Below are 14,669 nucleotides of genomic sequence, written 5' to 3' on the forward strand. Positions count from 1 at the left end.
CCCTCACCCGCGCCTTCGACCTCTCCCGCGAGCGGGAGAGGTGAAGCAAGACCTCAGGCCGCGAGGTCGAACCGGTCGAGGTTCATCACCTTGGTCCAGGCCCTGGCGAAGTCCTTGACGAACTTCTCCTTCGCGTCCGACAAGGCATAGACCTCGGCGAAGGCGCGGAGCTGCGAGTGCGAGCCGAAGATCAGATCGGCGCGTGTGCCGGTCCACTTCACCGCATTGGTCTTGCGGTCACGGCCCTCGTAGGAGCCGTCAGCAGCCGGCGCCCACTGCGTGCTCATGTCGAGCAGGTTGACGAAGAAGTCGTTGCTCAGAGTGCCCACCTTGGCGGTGAAGACGCCGTGCTTCGAACCGTTCGCATTGGCACCGAGCACACGCAGGCCACCGACGAGCACCGTCATCTCGGGCCCCGTAAGCTTCAGAAGCTGCGCGCGATCGACGAGGGCTTCCTCCTGCTGCAGGAACTGCTGCCGCTTGCCGACGTAGTTGCGGAAACCATCGGCCCGCGGCTCCAGCGGTGCGAAAGAGGCAGCATCGGTCTGCTCCTGCGAAGCATCCATGCGGCCCGGCGTGAACGCGACCTTGACGTCGACGCCGGAATCCTTCGCGGCCTTCTCGACCGCGGCAGAACCGCCGAGCACGATCAAATCGGCGAGCGAGACCCTCTTGGCGCCTGCCGACGCGTTGAAGTCCTTCTGGATCGCTTCGAGCTTGCCGAGCACCTTGGAGAGCTGGGCCGGCTGGTTCACCTCCCAGTCCTTCTGCGGGGCAAGACGGATGCGCGCGCCGTTGGCGCCGCCGCGCTTGTCCGAGCCGCGGAACGTCGAGGCCGACGCCCAGGCGGTCGAGACCAGCTCCGACACCGAGAGACCCGAAGCCAGGATCTTGGTCTTCAGCGCAGCCGCGTCCTGATCGTTGACCAGCTCGTGGTCGACCTTCGGAATCGGATCCTGCCAGATCAACGTCTCCTTCGGCACCAGCGGGCCGAGGTAGCGCACGATCGGACCCATGTCGCGGTGGGTGAGCTTGAACCAGGCGCGGGCAAACGCGTCCGCGAACTGATCGGGATGCTCGTAGAAGCGCCGCGAGATCTTCTCATAGGCCGGATCCATGCGCAGCGAGAGGTCGGTCGTCAGCATCGTCGGCCGATGCTTCTTCGACTTGTCGAACGGATCCGGAATGATCGCGTCGGCGCCCTTGGCGGTCCACTGGTTCGCACCGCCCGGGCTCTTCGTCAGTTCCCATTCGTAGTTGAACAGGTTCTCGAAGAAATTGTTGCTCCACTTCGTCGGCGTCGTCGTCCAGGTCACCTCGAGACCGCTGGTGATCGAATCCCCCGCCAGGCCCGTGCCGTACTTGCTCTTCCAGCCCAGGCCCTGATCTTCCGGCGCGCCCGCTTCCGGCTCCGGTCCGACCAGCGACGGATCGCCGGCGCCATGGGTCTTGCCAAAAGAATGACCGCCCGCGATCAGCGCGACGGTCTCTTCGTCGTTCATCGCCATGCGGAAGAAGGTCTCGCGGATGTCCTTGGCCGCGGCGACCGGATCCGGCTTGCCGTTCGGGCCTTCCGGATTGACATAGATGAGGCCCATCTGCACCGCGCCGAGCGGCTCGGCGAGCTGGCGTTCGCCGCTGTAGCGCTCATCGCCCAGCCACGTGCCTTCGGGACCCCAATAGAGCTCTTCCGGCTCCCAGACGTCGGCGCGACCACCGGCAAAGCCGAAGGTCTTGAAGCCCATCGACTCCAGTGCGACGTTGCCGGCGAGCACCATCAGATCGGCCCAGGAAATCTTGCGGCCGTATTTCTGCTTGATCGGCCAGAGCAGCCGGCGCGCCTTGTCGAGGTTGGCGTTGTCGGGCCAGCTGTTGAGTGGAGCGAAACGCTGCTGACCGGCGCCGGCGCCACCGCGGCCGTCGGTGATGCGGTAGGTGCCCGCGCTGTGCCAGGCCATGCGGATCATGAGACCGCCGTAGTGACCGAAGTCCGCCGGCCACCATTCCTGCGAATCCGTCATCAGAGCGGTCAGGTCCTTGATGACCGCGTTCAGGTCGAGCGTCTTGAACTCCTTGGCGTAGTCGAACGCCTCGCCCATCGGATCGGAGAGGCCGGAATTCTTGTGCAGCATCTCGATGCTGAGCTGGGTGGGCCACCAGTCGCGGTTCACCGGCGTGGGTTTTCCGCCCGAAAACGGGCACTTCGAAGTGTCGTCCATGAATACCTCCTCTGGTGGCGTCGCACTCGCGCCATTGACCAGGTCAAACCACTCTAAGCGTCGCGTTCGATCAGGGGAAGTTGACTTTAATGATCGCTGCGATAGGATTTTCTGATGATCAACATAACGCTGCGCCAGCTGCGGTATTTTGACGCGTTGGCGCGCCATGGTCATTTCGGCCGCGCCGCGGAGTCCTGCTCCATCTCGCAGCCGGCGCTGTCGATGCAGATCAAGGAACTGGAGGAAGCGCTCGGCGGCCTGCTGCTGGAGCGCAGCGCCCGACAGGTCGCGCTGACCCGGTTTGGCGAGGAGCTCGCACAGCGCGTCCGGGACATCCTCCGCTCGGTCGATGAGCTCGGCGATTTTGCTCGCGCCTCGCAGGACCGTTTCGCGGGCCGGCTGCGCATCGGCATGATCCCGACGATCGCACCGTATCTGCTGCCCAAGATCACCAAGAACCTCACGCGCATGCATCCGGAGCTCGACATCCGGGTGCGCGAGACCATGACGCCGCGGCTGATCCAGGAACTGGTCGAGGGCCGGCTCGACACCGCCATCGTCGCGCTGCCGGTCTCCGAACCCTCGCTCACCGAGGTCGCCCTGTTCGAGGAAAAATTCCTGCTGGTGCGGCCGGGCTCGGATGCGGGCACACCGGTGCCGTCGCGCGAGATGATGCGCGAGATGCGGCTGTTGCTGCTGGAAGAGGGCCATTGTTTCCGCGACCAGGCGCTGTCGTTCTGCAACATGCAGTCGGCGCCACCGCGCGAAATGCTGGATGCGAACTCGCTGTCGACATTGGTCCAGATGGTCAGCGCCGGCATCGGTGTCACCCTGATTCCGGAGATGGCAGTGTCGGTGGAGACGCGATCGGCCTCGGTCTCGCTGTCGCGATTCCGCGACCCCGAGCCCTCGCGCACCATCGGCATGGTCTGGCGCAAGACCAGCCCGCTGGCGCGGCAGCTGCTTCAGATCTCCGAGGTGGTGTGCCTGTCGGCCGGCAAGGCACGCCCGCGGCAGGCTCCGCGCAACCAGCGGGCCTGAGGTCCCGATGTCACAACCGGTCATCCGCCCAGCGCGCGCCGGCGAATATGACGAGATCGCCCGTGTCTGGATGGAGAGCTGGGTCTCAACCGGACTCGCCGAGGCGAGCAACTTCCTGCTTGCCAATCTGCGCGCGCGTCTGCGGCGCGAGATCGAGGACGGCGTGAGCTTGTTCGTCGCTGACGACGACGGCACGATCGCCGCCATGCTGGCGCTACATCTGCCAAAATTCTATCTCAACCAGCTTTTCGTGGCGCCGGCCTATCAAGGCAAATCGCTTGGTCGCCAATTGCTCACCTTCGCGCGAACGCAATTGCCGGACGAGATTTACCTGCACTGCGTGCGCGAGAACGAAAAGGCCTGGCGCCGGTACGAACGCGAAGGTTTTGTGTTCGAGAAGGAAGAGATCGCCTCGACGACCGGCTTCATGATGAAGTGCTACCGTTGGAAGAACAAAGGAAATGCGCCATGATCAAGCTCTATTGGTCGCCCCGCTCGCGCTCGTTCTCGACGCTCTGGCTGATGGAAGAGAGCGGCCTGCCCTATGAGCGCGTGCTGACCGATATTTCGACCGGCGCGCAGAAGGCGCCGGACTATCTGAAGGTCAATCCGATGGGCAAGGTGCCGGCGCTCGCCGACGGCGATGCCGCGCTCGGCGAAGCTGCCGCGATCTGCGCCTATATCGCCGACCGCTATCCCGAGACCAAGCTCGCGCCTGACGTGACCGACCCGCGCCGCGCGCGCTATCTGCAATGGCTGTTCTTTTCGCCGAGCTGCATCGAGCCGGCGATCATCCAGATCTTCACCAAGATCGAGGTGCCGACCTCAACCGCGGCCTGGGGCAGCGCGACGCAGGTCTTCGACGTATTGGAGGCTGCGCTCGAAAAGGGGCCGTGGATCCTCGGCGAGGAATTTTCTGCGGCCGACATCACGATCGGCTCCGGCCTGAATTTCGCAGTGCGCCTGTTCAAGATGGTGCCGTCGCGCCCGGCCTTCGATGCCTATATCGCGCGCTGCATGACGCGGCCGGCATTCCAGCGCGCAGAGAAAATCGCTGCGGGCTAAACCAACTCCCGTAGGGTGGGCAAAGCGAAGCGTGCCCACCATCCGCATCGCAATTGTTGAGAGATGGTGGGCACGTCGCTTGCGCTCTTTTGCCCACCCTACGGCGTCCTACTCAGACGCCTTCAAATCATCCGGCCTCGGCATCAGAACGGTGTTGTAGCCGGAGTCGACATAGTGGATTTCGCCTGTCACGCCGCCGGAGAGATCCGACAGCAGATACAGCGCCGAGCCACCGAGCTCGTCGAGGGTGACACCGCGACGGAGCGGCGAATGCTTTTGCATGAAAGCGAACATCGCGCGCGCCTCGCCGATGCCGGAGCCGGCGAGCGTGCGGATGGGGCCGGCGGAGATCGCGTTGACGCGGATGCCGCGCGGTCCGAAATCGGAAGCGAGATAGCGTACCGAGGCTTCCAGCGCCGCCTTGGCCACGCCCATCACGTTGTAATTCGGCATCGATCGCTCCGAGGCGCCGAATGTCAGCGTGATCATGCTGCCGCCCTCCGTCATCAGCTCGGCGGCGCGCTTTGCGACCTCCGTGAACGAGAAGCAGGAGATCACCATGGTGCGCGAAAAATTCTCGCGGCTGGTGTCGGCGTAGCGGCCCTTCAGCTCGTTCTTGTCGGCAAAGCCGATCGCGTGGATGACGAAGTCGAGCTTGCCCCATTTTTCACGCAGCACGGCGAAGGTGGCATCGACGCTGGCGATGTCCTCGACGTCGCACGGCAGCACAAATTCCACGCCGAGCTGCTCCGCAAGCGGCTTGACGCGCTTGCCGAGGGCCTCGCCCTGGAAGGTGAAGGCAAGCTCGGCGCCATGGGCATGCAGCGTCTTCGCCATGCCCCAGGCGATCGAATGATCATTGGCGATGCCCATGATCAGACCGCGCTTGCCCTTCATCAGTTCCTGCATCTCGCAATCACTCTCCACTCTTCGTCATGCCCGGGCTCGTCCCGGGCATCCACGCCCTTCCGAACCTGAGGCGAAGACGTGGATGGCCGGGACAAGCCCGGCCATGACGAGAAAATCAACGGCGCGTCCATGAGGATAGCAGCGTCACACATCCAACCGGCTGAACACCAGCGTGGCGTTGGTGCCGCCGAAGCCGAAGGAGTTCGACAGCACGGTGCCGATTTTGACGTTGTCGATGCGCTTGCGCACGATCGGCATGTCAGCGAACACGGGATCGAGCTCCTGGATGTGCGCGCTCTCGCAGATGAAACCGTTGTTCATCATCAGCAGCGAGTAGATCGCTTCCTGCACGCCGGTCGCGCCCAGCGAGTGGCCGGTCAGCGCCTTCGTCGCCGAGATCGGCGGGCACTTCTCGCCGGCGCCGAACACACGGCGCAGTGCGTCGATCTCCGGCGGATCGCCGGCTGGCGTCGAGGTGGCGTGCGGATTGATGTAGTCGACCTTGGTCTTCACCGTCGACATCGCCATGCGCATGCAGCGCTCGGCGCCCTCGCCTGACGGCGCGACCATGTCGTAGCCGTCCGAGGTCGCGCCGTAGCCGACGATCTCGCCGTAGATGCGCGCGCCGCGTGCCTTGGCATGCTCAAGCTCTTCCAGCACCAGCACACCGGCACCGCCGGCGATGACGAAGCCGTCGCGGTTGACGTCATAGGGACGCGAGGCGGTGGCGGGCGTGTCGTTGTACTTCGAGGACATCGCGCCCATGGCGTCGAACAGCACCGACAGCGACCAGTCGAGCTCCTCGCAGCCGCCGGCGAAGATGACGTCCTGCTTGCCGATCTGGATCGTCTCATAGGCGTTGCCGACGCAATGGTTCGACGTCGCGCAGGCCGAGGAGATCGAATAGTTCACGCCCTTGATCTTGAACCAGGTCGCGAGCGTCGCCGACGCCGTGGACGACATCGCCTTCGGCACTGCAAACGGACCGACGCGCTTCGGTCCCTTGGTGCGGGTGATGTCGGCGGACTCGACGATGGTGCGCGCCGAGGGACCGCCGGAGCCCATGATGATGCCGGTGCGGATGTTGGAGACTTCGTCAGGCGACAGACCGGAGTCCTGGATCGCCTGCTCCATCGCGACGTGATTCCACGCCGCGCCCTGACCGAGGAAGCGCATCGCGCGGCGGTCGACCACCGTCGCAGGATCGAGCGTCGGCGCACCTTGCACCTGCGAACGGAAGCCGAGCTCGGCATATTTCTCAGCCCGCGAAATACCCGACTTCGCCTCGTGAAGGCTCGCAAGCACTTCCTGGGTGTTGTTTCCGATCGACGAGACGATACCCATCCCGGTGACCACAACCCGCCTCATGACAGCCTCGCCTTAATCGTTGTCTTCTTGGTGATGCGCTTAGCTCAGGCTCGTGCCCTGCTTGAACAGGCCGACCTTCAGGTCCTTGGCGCGATAAATAATCTGGTCGTCGACCGAAAGCCATCCGTCGGCAATGCCGAGCACGAGCTTTGAGCGCATCATGCGCTTGATATCGACGTTGTACACAACCTTGCGGGCCTCGGGCAGCACCTGGCCACTGAACTTTAATTCGTTCAAGCCAAGCGCGCGGCCACGACCTTCGCCCCCGGTCCAGCCCAGATAAAAGCCGACCATTTGCCACAGCGCATCGAGGCCGAGGCAGCCGGGCATCACGGGATCGTTCTTGAAGTGGCAGCCGAAGAACCAGAGGTCGGATTTCACGTCGAGCTCGGCGCGCACCACGCCCTTGCCGTACTCGCCGCCATTCTCGCTGATTTCCGTGATGCGGTCGAACATGAGCATCGGGGGCAGCGGCAGCTGGGCATTGCCCGGGCCGAACATCTCGCCGCGGGCACATGCCAGCAGATCTTCGTATTCGTAACCGTTGCGCCTGTTCAGCATGCGGAAGCCTCTGTTTGAACCCCGATTGAGCGGCGTTTCTGGCAAAAATGGGCCCCGTTTCGTTCGGAAAGCAACGCCAATTGACGTCGTCAGGCGCAAATCCGAGCCGGATCGACTGCGGGCCGGGCCTCAATGCCCGGCTGCGCCAAAATCGGTTAAGCGGAACCGCGCGCTCTCTAACACAGGCCTTTTCGGGTAGCAAAGCGATCACATGAAGGTAAAATGACCGGGACCGGGCCTGGTTCCTTGGCTGATTAGAACCGCTCTAGTTGCGAGAAACTTGCATCTGCATCTATCTGTCCATATATTGCAAATAGATAGTGTTCACGCGTGCCCGAATTCTGGAAATGAGCGAAAACAGCGCCACTCATCGCGACGAAGACGCCCATGTCACGGCCCTTCAGTCCGGCCGCCAGCCGGCCTTGACCGGCTGCCCCTGGCACGACGTCAATGAAATGCTCCAGTCTGCCGGCCTGCGCCCGACGCGTCAGCGGATGGCTCTCGGCTGGCTGCTGTTCGGTAAGGGTGCACGCCACCTCACCGCTGAAATGCTCTACGAGGAAGCGACGCTGGCCAAGGTCCCGGTCTCGCTCGCGACCGTCTACAACACGCTGAACCAGCTGACCGATGCCGGCCTGCTGCGCCAGGTCAGCGTCGACGGCACCAAGACCTATTTCGACACCAACGTCACCACGCACCATCACTATTATCTCGAGAACAGCCACGAGCTGGTCGATATCGAGGATCCGCATCTGGCGCTGTCCAAGATGCCGGAGGTGCCGGAAGGCTACGAGATCGCGCGCATCGACATGGTCGTGCGCCTGCGCAAGAAGCGCTGAGATCGATCCTCAACTGCCAATTTGATCGTCATGGCCGGGCTTGTCCCGGCCATCCACGTTTTTGGCCCGCTAGGAAGCTCGTGGATGCCCGGGACAAGCCCGGGCATGACGCTGAGGCAGCAGCTTTGCTTCTACCTGCGGCCGTCAATTCACCTGCTCGTCGGCGTAGACGCCCCAGAGGCGCTCCTGCTGGATCCAGCCGTCAAAGCCGTTGCCGGTGACGTGGCACCAGCTGGTGATGCACTTTTTCACCTGGGTGACGACGCCGGCCTGAAGTTTTGCGGCCACCGCGCTGTCGGCATCGGCGCGGTCATAGATCGGCGCGAGGTCGTCCTTATGCTTCATGGTGACCACCGCAGTGCGGCGGCCCGACAGCAGCGAATGATAGACCCAGCCCTCGGCGCCCTCGGAATCGCGCACCCGGCGCCAGTTCTCGAACTCGGCGGTGATTTCAACCGGCAGGCCGGAACGGGTGTAGACCCAGGCCACGTCATTGTCCTTGGTCGGGCCGGCGCGGACGTTCACGTGATCCGATTTGAGGCTGACATAGCGCGGCACCGGAAGGCCGCTGGCCGTCTGGGGGGTGCTGTCCTTGGCCGAGTGCCCGGGGCTGACCGAGGCGCTCAACCAGGTGCAAACGAGCGCCACCACCGAACAAAAACGCCCCAACGCCATCAACCCGTCTCCTGTCGAAGACCCGGCCAGACCAGGTCCTCACCCCAAATTCCGAAACCTGCCGTGTAAACCCCTCTCCCGCCCCACGCGGGTGTTCCGCCAAACCCGTGGTTCTTGTCTTGGCCCGGCCTTCTGCTAGAGAGGACGGACATCTGAACAACCAGTTTGCCCCGATTTTCCGGCCGGAAAGTGGGGGGAAAGCTTGAAGGAAACGCCGGGGACGACACGGCCAAGGCAGTGTCGAACAACCGGGTTAATGAGGCCTCAACGGCCGGCCTTTGGCGACAGAGGCAGCCTGCAACGCCTCATGAGGGCAGGACATGTCGGTGAAGAAAAAGCCCCTCGTCGTGGTGACGCGCAAGCTGCCGGACTCGATCGAGACCCGGATGCGCGAGCTGTTCGACGCACGTATCAATCTTGACGACACACCAATGTCTGCCGAGCAGATCGCGGAAGCCGCGCGCACCGCCGACATCCTGGTTCCGACCGTCACCGATCACATCAGCGCCGACATCGTCAATCAGCCCGACTGCAAGCTGCGCCTGATCGCGAATTTCGGCAACGGTGTCGACAATATCGATGTCGAGGCCGCCCATGCCCGCGGCATCACCGTCACCAACACGCCAAAGGTTTTGACCGAAGACACCGCCGACATGACCATGGCGCTAATCCTGGCGGTGCCGCGCCGAATGATCGAAGGCGCCTCGGTGCTGACGGAAGGAAAGCCCTGGGCCGGCTGGTCGCCGACCTGGATGCTCGGCCACCGCATCGGCGGCAAACGCCTCGGCATCATCGGCATGGGCCGCATCGGCCAGGCGGTCGCACGCCGCGCCCGCGCGTTCGGCTTGCAGATCCACTATCACAACCGCCGTCCCGTCGCGCCGAAGATCGCCGAAGAGCTTGGTGCGACCTATTGGGAAAGCCTCGACCAGATGCTGGCGCGGATGGACATCATCTCGGTGAACTGTCCGCACACGCCGGCGACCTATCATCTGCTGTCGGCGCGGCGGCTGAAGCTGATCCGCAAGGACGCCTACATCGTCAACACCGCACGCGGCGGAGTTACCGACGAGGACACGCTGATCAAGCTGATCGAAGGCGGCGAGATCGGCGGCGCCGGCCTCGACGTCTACGAGCACGAGCCGGCGGTCAATCCAAAGCTGGTGCGGCTCGCCAAAGCCGGAAAGGTGACGCTGTTGCCGCATATGGGCTCGGCCACGATCGAAGGCCGCGTCGAGATGGGCGAGAAGGTGATCATCAACATCCGCACCTTCCTCGACGCCCACAAGCCGCCGGATCGCGTGCTGCCGAGCATGCTCTGAGATTCCAATCTACTGCGTCATGAGTTCTCCGCCCTCATCCTGAGGAGCCGCGTAGCGGCGTCTCGAAGGATGGCCAAAGGCGAGGTCCGGGCCTGCATGGTTCGAGACGGCGCTTCGCGCCTCCTCACCATGAGGGTCTAGGTTGGCGACATATTTCGCTTACGCCAGTCGGCGACAAAATCAATGAACGCTCGCAGCGCCGGTGGCACCTGGCGCCGGCTTGGGTAGTAGAGGAACGGGCCCGGGAACGGCTCGCACCAGTCTTCCATCAAGCTGACCAACGCACCGGACTTCACGGCGTCGCCGACATAGCCATCGAGGCTTGTCCAGATGCCGACGCCATCGAGCGCGGCGCGGATCGCTAGACCCATGTTGGTCGAAATCAGTTTTGCGGGCGGATCGACCTTCACGATCTGGCCGGCCTTTTCAAATTCCCAATCATGCATGACGCCGCTCGAGTAGCGCCCGCGAATGCAGTCGTGGTCGAGCAAATCCTTCGGATGTTTCGGCCTGCCGCGGCGCGCGACATAATCGGGCGAGGCGACGACGACATAGTGCTGCGGACCGCTCAGCGGGGTCGCGACCATGTCCTGCGCGAGATGTTCGCCGTAACGGACGCCGGCATCGTAGCCGGCGCTGACGATGTCGACGAAGCCGCTCTCGGAGACGATGTCGAGGTCGACCTGCGGATGCTCGCTAAGAAACGGTCCGACCATCGGCGCCAGCACCAGGTCCACCGCCGGCGGCGGCGCGTTGATGCGCAGGCGGCCCGAGGCAACTTCGCGCAGGCCCCGGACCTGATCCAGGGCATCGCCGACGTCGCGCAAGGCCGGGGCCACCCGTGACAGCAACAGCTCGCCCGCCTCAGTCAGCGCGACGCTGCGGGTGGTGCGGTTCATCAGGCGGACGCCGAGGCGCTCCTCCAGGTCCCGCAGCCGCTGGCTAAGGCTCGACACGGACACGCGAATTTCAACCGCCGCCCGCCTGAAATTGCGGGTGCGGGCGACCGCCACGAAGGCGTCGAGATCGCGCAGGTCGGGATCAGCCATTGTTCGATATGATGAACAAGGCATTCCGCATTGTCCAGCTTATCGCCGTAATGGACAGGGCGCATATGTGCCTCCGCCACGCGGCGCCATCGGCCGCCGCCTTTTCGAGGAGACCCATCATGGAACAGCGCAAACTCGGTTCGACCGGCCCCAACGTCTCCGTCCTTGGCCTCGGCTGCATGGGCATGTCCGAGGTCTACGGCCCCGCCGATCGCGGCGAAGCCATCGCCACGGTTCACGCCGCGCTCGATGCAGGCATCACGCTGCTCGACACCGGCGATTTCTACGCCATGGGTCACAACGAGATGCTGGTGCGCGAGGCGCTGGCAAATGTCCCGCGCGATAAAGTGCAGATCAGCGTGAAGTTTGGCGCGCTGCGCGGTCCCGCCGGTGACTTCATCGGAATGGACACGCGGCCAGCCGCGACCAAAAACTTCCTCGCCTATTCCTTGCAGCGCCTCGGCACCGACTATATCGACGTCTATCGCCCAGCGCGGCTCGATCCCTCCGTGCCGATCGAGGAAACGATCGGTGGTCTCGCTGAGCTCGTGAAGGCCGGCTATATCAGGCATATCGGCCTGTCAGAGGTCGGCTCCGACACCATCCGCCGCGCGCACGCGGTGCATCCGATCGCCGATCTCCAGATCGAATATTCGTTGATCGAACGCGGCATCGAACGCGATATCCTGAAAACCTGCCGCGAGCTCGGCATCGCCATCACGGCTTACGGCGTGCTGGCGCGCGGCCTGATCAGCGGCCATTGGTCGAAGGACTCTGGCAAAGCCGGCAGGGATTTTCGGCTGATGACGCCGCGCTTCCAGGGCGCGAATCTCGACGCCAATCTCGCGCTGGTGGAGCAGCTCCGCGCCATCGCAGCCGAGATTGGCGCAACGCCGGCACAGGTCGCGATCGCCTGGGTTGCGGCGCAGGGCAAGGAGATCGTGCCGCTGGTCGGCGCCCGCACCCGCAACCGGCTCACCGAGGCGCTCGGTGCGACCAAGGTGACGCTGACGACGGCGCACCTGGCCGCGCTGGCAAAAGCCTTCCCGCCGAACGTCGCCGCCGGCACGCGCTACGCCGCCGAGCAGATGGCGCATCTCGACAGCGAGAAGCCGGCCACCGTTTAGCGGCTTCAATCAGGGGCGATGGGCGCTGAGATCCGTCATGACCGGCCCGTCGCCGTTGAGCGGATTGGCCGGATCGCGCGCATAGCGCAGCGTCTCGAAGCGCATCGCGCGCGCATCAATCATCAGGAGACGGCCGACCAGGCCGTTGCCGAAACCGACGATCTCGCGGATCGCCTCCAGCGCCATCATCGAGCCCATCACGCCCGCAAGCGCGCCCATGACGCCGGCCTCGGCGCAGGCCGGCACGGTGCCGGGCGGCGGCGCCTCCGGAAACAGGCAGCGATAGGTCGGGTTGAATTCGCCCTGCTCGTTTGTCTCATGCGCGCGGATCGTCGTGAGCGAACCGTCGAACGTGCCGAGCGCCGCGGTGATCAGCGGCCGCTTCGCGAAGAAGCAGGCATCCGAGACCAGATAGCGCGTCGAGAAATTGTCGGAACCGTCGAGCACGAGATCGTAGTCGCCGATCAGGCTCAGCGCATTGTCGGCATTGAGCCAGGTGGCGTGGCCGACGAAACGGACATGCGGATTCAGCGCCGCGATCCGCTCGGCCGCGCTCTCGACCTTGTGCCGGCCGATGTCGGGCGTCGTATGGATGACCTGGCGCTGAAGGTTGGACAGCGACACGACGTCGTCATCGACCACGCCGAGCGTGCCAATGCCGGCCGCAGCCAGATACATCAGAGCCGGCGCGCCGAGCCCGCCGGCGCCGATCACCAGCGCGGAGGCCCGCTTCAGCGCAGCCTGGCCGGGACCGCCGACATCGCGCAAGACGATATGGCGGGCATAGCGTTCAAGTTCGTCCGGGCTAAGCATCGTCGTCCTTCGTTCTCTCGACCCTCATGGTGAGGAGGCGCGGAGCGCCGTCTCGAACCATGAAGGCCCACTCTTCGGCAACTCTGCCTTCATCCTTCGAGACGCCGCTTGCGCGGCTCCTCAGGATGAGGGTCGTCAACTGAACCACCGCAACATTGTTCGCGACCAACGAGATGTGCTTCAATGGCAGCGCGTTCAATGGGCTGGCTGGATTTGTCATGAGATCGATGCTTGCGGCAACACTGATGTTTACATCTGCCACAGGCGCCAGCGCCCAGATGACGACGCCGCAGGTCCCCGGCACCAAGCCGAAAGTGGTCCAGACCGTTCCGATCCGCCCGCCCGTATTGCAGACACCATCGGAGACCGCCGATGCGATGGCGCAGGCCGAGCGGCTGTCGCTTCAGTCCGACCTTGCCTGGGTCGGCGAATATAACGGAGCCATCACCGGCGATGTCAGCTCGCGCATGGTCGACGCCATCAAGGAGTACCAGAAAGCCAAGGGCGGCAAACCGACCGGCGTGCTCAACCCGCAGGAGCGCGCCGCGCTCGCCGAGACTGCGCGGCGCAAGCAGGACAGCGTCGGCTGGAAAATCGTGACGGAGATGACCAGCGGTGCGCGGCTCGGCATTCCCTCGAAACTGGTGCCGCAGCAGGCCACAGACGCCAATGGCTCGAAATGGAGCTCGCCGACCGGAACTGTCCAGGTGCTGCTCAGCCGTCGCAAGGAGGCGAACCCGACGACCGCAAAACTCGCGGACGCCGAGAAGAAGGAACCGGCCGGACGCAAGGTCGACTATACCGTGGTGAAGCCCGATTTCTTCGTGCTGTCGGGATTGCAGGGCCTGAAGAAGTTTTACGTGCGCGGCACCTTCAAGGGTGACGAAGTCCGCATCATGACGATCTTGTACGACCAGGCGACCGAGAACATGGTCGAGCCTGTCGTGATCGCGATGTCGAGTGCGTTCAATGCATTTCCAACGGGACCGCAGGCGGGGCCGCCGCCGCGCAAGACCGTCGAATATGGCACCGGCATCGTCGTCAGCGATGACGGCTCGATTCTGGCCGACCGTCTCGTCACCGATTCCTGTCTCGCCATCACCATCGGCGGCTACGGCAATGCCGATCGTCTCGCCGAGGACGGGGAGCACGACCTCGCTCTGCTGCACATCTATGGCGCGCGCAGCCTGAAGCCGCTCAGCCTCGCCGGCGGAGCGGCGAAGACGAGCGTCGATGTCATCGGCATCGCCGATCCGCAAAGCCAGGGCGGCGCGGCGGGCGTGTCGAGCGTCAGGGCCGCGCTGGCATCGGTTGGTGGCGGCGATGCTGCACTGTCGCCACCACCCGCCGTTGGATTTTCCGGCGGGCCGGCGGTTGATGGCGAGGGCAAGTTCGCCGGCGTTGCGCTGTTGAAGCCGGCAATGGTCGCGGGACCTGCAACGGCGGCGCCGGCATCACAAGCGGTGATGGTTTCCCTTGATGCCGTACGCGATTTCCTGAAAACGAATGGCGTCGCCGCGAACGGCACGTCAACGGATGCGAAGTCCGCCGTCGTGCGCGTGATCTGCGTGCGGAAGTGACGCGGGCGCTGCGCGAGAGGTGCGCCCCCTCTCCCGCTTGCGGGAGAGGGTCGGGGAGAGGGTATCTCCGCAATGAGACAGCCCCGATGAGGAAAGAGCCC

14 protein-coding genes are annotated in these 14,669 nt (G+C 64.2%); 7 read left to right on the forward strand and 7 right to left on the reverse strand.

Annotated features, from left to right (window positions below; genetic code table 11):
* Positions 1 to 53: 53 nt before the first annotated feature.
* A complete protein-coding gene (katG, locus tag ACP2YP_RS00235) occupies positions 54 to 2,219 on the reverse strand; it encodes a catalase/peroxidase HPI (protein WP_426421667.1) in 2,166 nt (721 codons plus the stop codon).
* A 114-nt stretch (positions 2,220 to 2,333) separates the two neighbouring features.
* Here katG and ACP2YP_RS00240 point away from each other — a divergent pair, with 114 nt between their 5' ends.
* Genes ACP2YP_RS00240 through ACP2YP_RS00250 form a run of 3 tightly spaced genes read left to right on the forward strand, consistent with a single transcriptional unit; the run spans position 2,334 to position 4,325 of the window.
* On the forward strand, positions 2,334 to 3,260 hold the full coding sequence (locus ACP2YP_RS00240; RefSeq protein ID WP_426421668.1) for a LysR substrate-binding domain-containing protein: 927 nt from the start codon (positions 2,334 to 2,336) through the stop codon (positions 3,258 to 3,260).
* Between the two features lie 7 nt (positions 3,261 to 3,267).
* On the forward strand, positions 3,268 to 3,732 hold the full coding sequence (locus ACP2YP_RS00245; protein WP_426421669.1) for a GNAT family N-acetyltransferase: 465 nt from the start codon (positions 3,268 to 3,270) through the stop codon (positions 3,730 to 3,732).
* The gene (locus ACP2YP_RS00250) at positions 3,729 to 4,325 is read left to right on the forward strand and encodes a glutathione S-transferase family protein (RefSeq protein ID WP_426421670.1); all 597 of its coding nucleotides are present in this window, start codon (positions 3,729 to 3,731) and stop codon (positions 4,323 to 4,325) included. The genes ACP2YP_RS00245 and ACP2YP_RS00250 overlap by 4 nt, the downstream gene beginning before the upstream one ends.
* 108 nt (positions 4,326 to 4,433) lie before the next feature.
* On the opposite strand, the gene fabI is transcribed toward ACP2YP_RS00250, so the two are convergent.
* The 3 genes from fabI to fabA all read right to left on the reverse strand — a co-directional run bounded on the left by fabI (position 4,434) and on the right by fabA (position 7,163).
* On the reverse strand, positions 4,434 to 5,234 hold the full coding sequence (gene fabI / locus ACP2YP_RS00255; protein ID WP_426421671.1) for an enoyl-ACP reductase FabI: 801 nt from the start codon (positions 5,232 to 5,234) through the stop codon (positions 4,434 to 4,436).
* 144 nt (positions 5,235 to 5,378) lie between these two features.
* The gene (gene fabB / locus ACP2YP_RS00260; protein ID WP_426421672.1) at positions 5,379 to 6,602 is read right to left on the reverse strand and encodes a beta-ketoacyl-ACP synthase I; all 1,224 of its coding nucleotides are present in this window, start codon (positions 6,600 to 6,602) and stop codon (positions 5,379 to 5,381) included.
* A 39-nt stretch (positions 6,603 to 6,641) separates the two neighbouring features.
* Entirely contained in the window at positions 6,642 to 7,163 is a 522-nt protein-coding gene (gene fabA / locus ACP2YP_RS00265) for a bifunctional 3-hydroxydecanoyl-ACP dehydratase/trans-2-decenoyl-ACP isomerase (RefSeq protein WP_426421673.1), read from the reverse strand.
* Positions 7,164 to 7,510: 347 nt separating this feature from the next.
* Here fabA and irrA point away from each other — a divergent pair, with 347 nt between their 5' ends.
* The gene (irrA, locus tag ACP2YP_RS00270) at positions 7,511 to 8,002 is read left to right on the forward strand and encodes an iron response transcriptional regulator IrrA (RefSeq protein ID WP_426421674.1); all 492 of its coding nucleotides are present in this window, start codon (positions 7,511 to 7,513) and stop codon (positions 8,000 to 8,002) included.
* Positions 8,003 to 8,146: 144 nt separating this feature from the next.
* Here the strand turns inward: irrA and ACP2YP_RS00275 are convergent, their stop codons facing one another.
* Positions 8,147 to 8,677 (reverse strand): SH3 domain-containing protein, encoded by a 531-nt coding sequence (locus ACP2YP_RS00275; protein ID WP_426421675.1) that lies wholly within the window; start codon positions 8,675 to 8,677, stop codon positions 8,147 to 8,149.
* Between the two features lie 320 nt (positions 8,678 to 8,997).
* On the opposite strand from ACP2YP_RS00275, the gene ACP2YP_RS00280 reads away from it, so the two are divergent.
* Positions 8,998 to 9,999 carry a 2-hydroxyacid dehydrogenase gene (locus ACP2YP_RS00280; RefSeq protein ID WP_045004896.1) on the forward strand — a complete coding sequence of 334 codons (1,002 nt, stop codon included), beginning with the start codon at positions 8,998 to 9,000 and terminating at the stop codon, positions 9,997 to 9,999.
* Positions 10,000 to 10,136: 137 nt separating this feature from the next.
* Here the strand turns inward: ACP2YP_RS00280 and ACP2YP_RS00285 are convergent, their stop codons facing one another.
* Positions 10,137 to 11,048, reverse strand: a complete 912-nt coding sequence (locus tag ACP2YP_RS00285) for a LysR family transcriptional regulator (RefSeq protein ID WP_426421676.1) — start codon at positions 11,046 to 11,048, stop codon at positions 10,137 to 10,139.
* Positions 11,049 to 11,167: 119 nt separating this feature from the next.
* On the opposite strand from ACP2YP_RS00285, the gene ACP2YP_RS00290 reads away from it, so the two are divergent.
* A complete protein-coding gene (locus ACP2YP_RS00290; protein WP_426421677.1) occupies positions 11,168 to 12,175 on the forward strand; it encodes an aldo/keto reductase in 1,008 nt (335 codons plus the stop codon).
* 9 nt (positions 12,176 to 12,184) lie between these two features.
* Here the strand turns inward: ACP2YP_RS00290 and ACP2YP_RS00295 are convergent, their stop codons facing one another.
* Positions 12,185 to 12,988: a HesA/MoeB/ThiF family protein gene (locus tag ACP2YP_RS00295; RefSeq protein ID WP_426421678.1), complete on the reverse strand. Its 804-nt coding sequence runs from the start codon at positions 12,986 to 12,988 to the stop codon at positions 12,185 to 12,187.
* 218 nt (positions 12,989 to 13,206) lie between these two features.
* Between ACP2YP_RS00295 and ACP2YP_RS00300 the strand changes: the two genes are divergently transcribed.
* Entirely contained in the window at positions 13,207 to 14,568 is a 1,362-nt protein-coding gene (locus ACP2YP_RS00300; protein WP_426421679.1) for a serine protease, read from the forward strand.
* Positions 14,569 to 14,669: the final 101 nt, after the last annotated feature.

This window comes from Bradyrhizobium genosp. A (genome assembly GCF_049949275.1).
Taxonomy (GTDB): domain Bacteria; phylum Pseudomonadota; class Alphaproteobacteria; order Rhizobiales; family Xanthobacteraceae; genus Bradyrhizobium.

What these genes read in the sequence shown, in the direction of transcription:
- ACP2YP_RS00240 (WP_426421668.1), top strand. Translation starts at nt 2,334, where the DNA reads ATGATCAACATAACGCTGCGCCAGCTGCGGTATTTTGACGCGTTGGCG.
- ACP2YP_RS00250 (WP_426421670.1), top strand. Translation starts at nt 3,729, where the DNA reads ATGATCAAGCTCTATTGGTCGCCCCGCTCGCGCTCGTTCTCGACGCTC.
- fabI (WP_426421671.1), bottom strand. Translation starts at nt 5,234, where the DNA reads ATGCAGGAACTGATGAAGGGCAAGCGCGGTCTGATCATGGGCATCGCC.
- irrA (WP_426421674.1), top strand. Translation starts at nt 7,511, where the DNA reads ATGAGCGAAAACAGCGCCACTCATCGCGACGAAGACGCCCATGTCACG.
- ACP2YP_RS00245 (WP_426421669.1), top strand. Translation starts at nt 3,268, where the DNA reads ATGTCACAACCGGTCATCCGCCCAGCGCGCGCCGGCGAATATGACGAG.
- ACP2YP_RS00280 (WP_045004896.1), top strand. Translation starts at nt 8,998, where the DNA reads ATGTCGGTGAAGAAAAAGCCCCTCGTCGTGGTGACGCGCAAGCTGCCG.
- ACP2YP_RS00295 (WP_426421678.1), bottom strand. Translation starts at nt 12,988, where the DNA reads ATGCTTAGCCCGGACGAACTTGAACGCTATGCCCGCCATATCGTCTTG.
- katG (WP_426421667.1), bottom strand. Translation starts at nt 2,219, where the DNA reads ATGGACGACACTTCGAAGTGCCCGTTTTCGGGCGGAAAACCCACGCCG.
- fabA (WP_426421673.1), bottom strand. Translation starts at nt 7,163, where the DNA reads ATGCTGAACAGGCGCAACGGTTACGAATACGAAGATCTGCTGGCATGT.
- ACP2YP_RS00285 (WP_426421676.1), bottom strand. Translation starts at nt 11,048, where the DNA reads ATGGCTGATCCCGACCTGCGCGATCTCGACGCCTTCGTGGCGGTCGCC.
- fabB (WP_426421672.1), bottom strand. Translation starts at nt 6,602, where the DNA reads ATGAGGCGGGTTGTGGTCACCGGGATGGGTATCGTCTCGTCGATCGGA.
- ACP2YP_RS00275 (WP_426421675.1), bottom strand. Translation starts at nt 8,677, where the DNA reads ATGGCGTTGGGGCGTTTTTGTTCGGTGGTGGCGCTCGTTTGCACCTGG.
- ACP2YP_RS00290 (WP_426421677.1), top strand. Translation starts at nt 11,168, where the DNA reads ATGGAACAGCGCAAACTCGGTTCGACCGGCCCCAACGTCTCCGTCCTT.
- ACP2YP_RS00300 (WP_426421679.1), top strand. Translation starts at nt 13,207, where the DNA reads ATGAGATCGATGCTTGCGGCAACACTGATGTTTACATCTGCCACAGGC.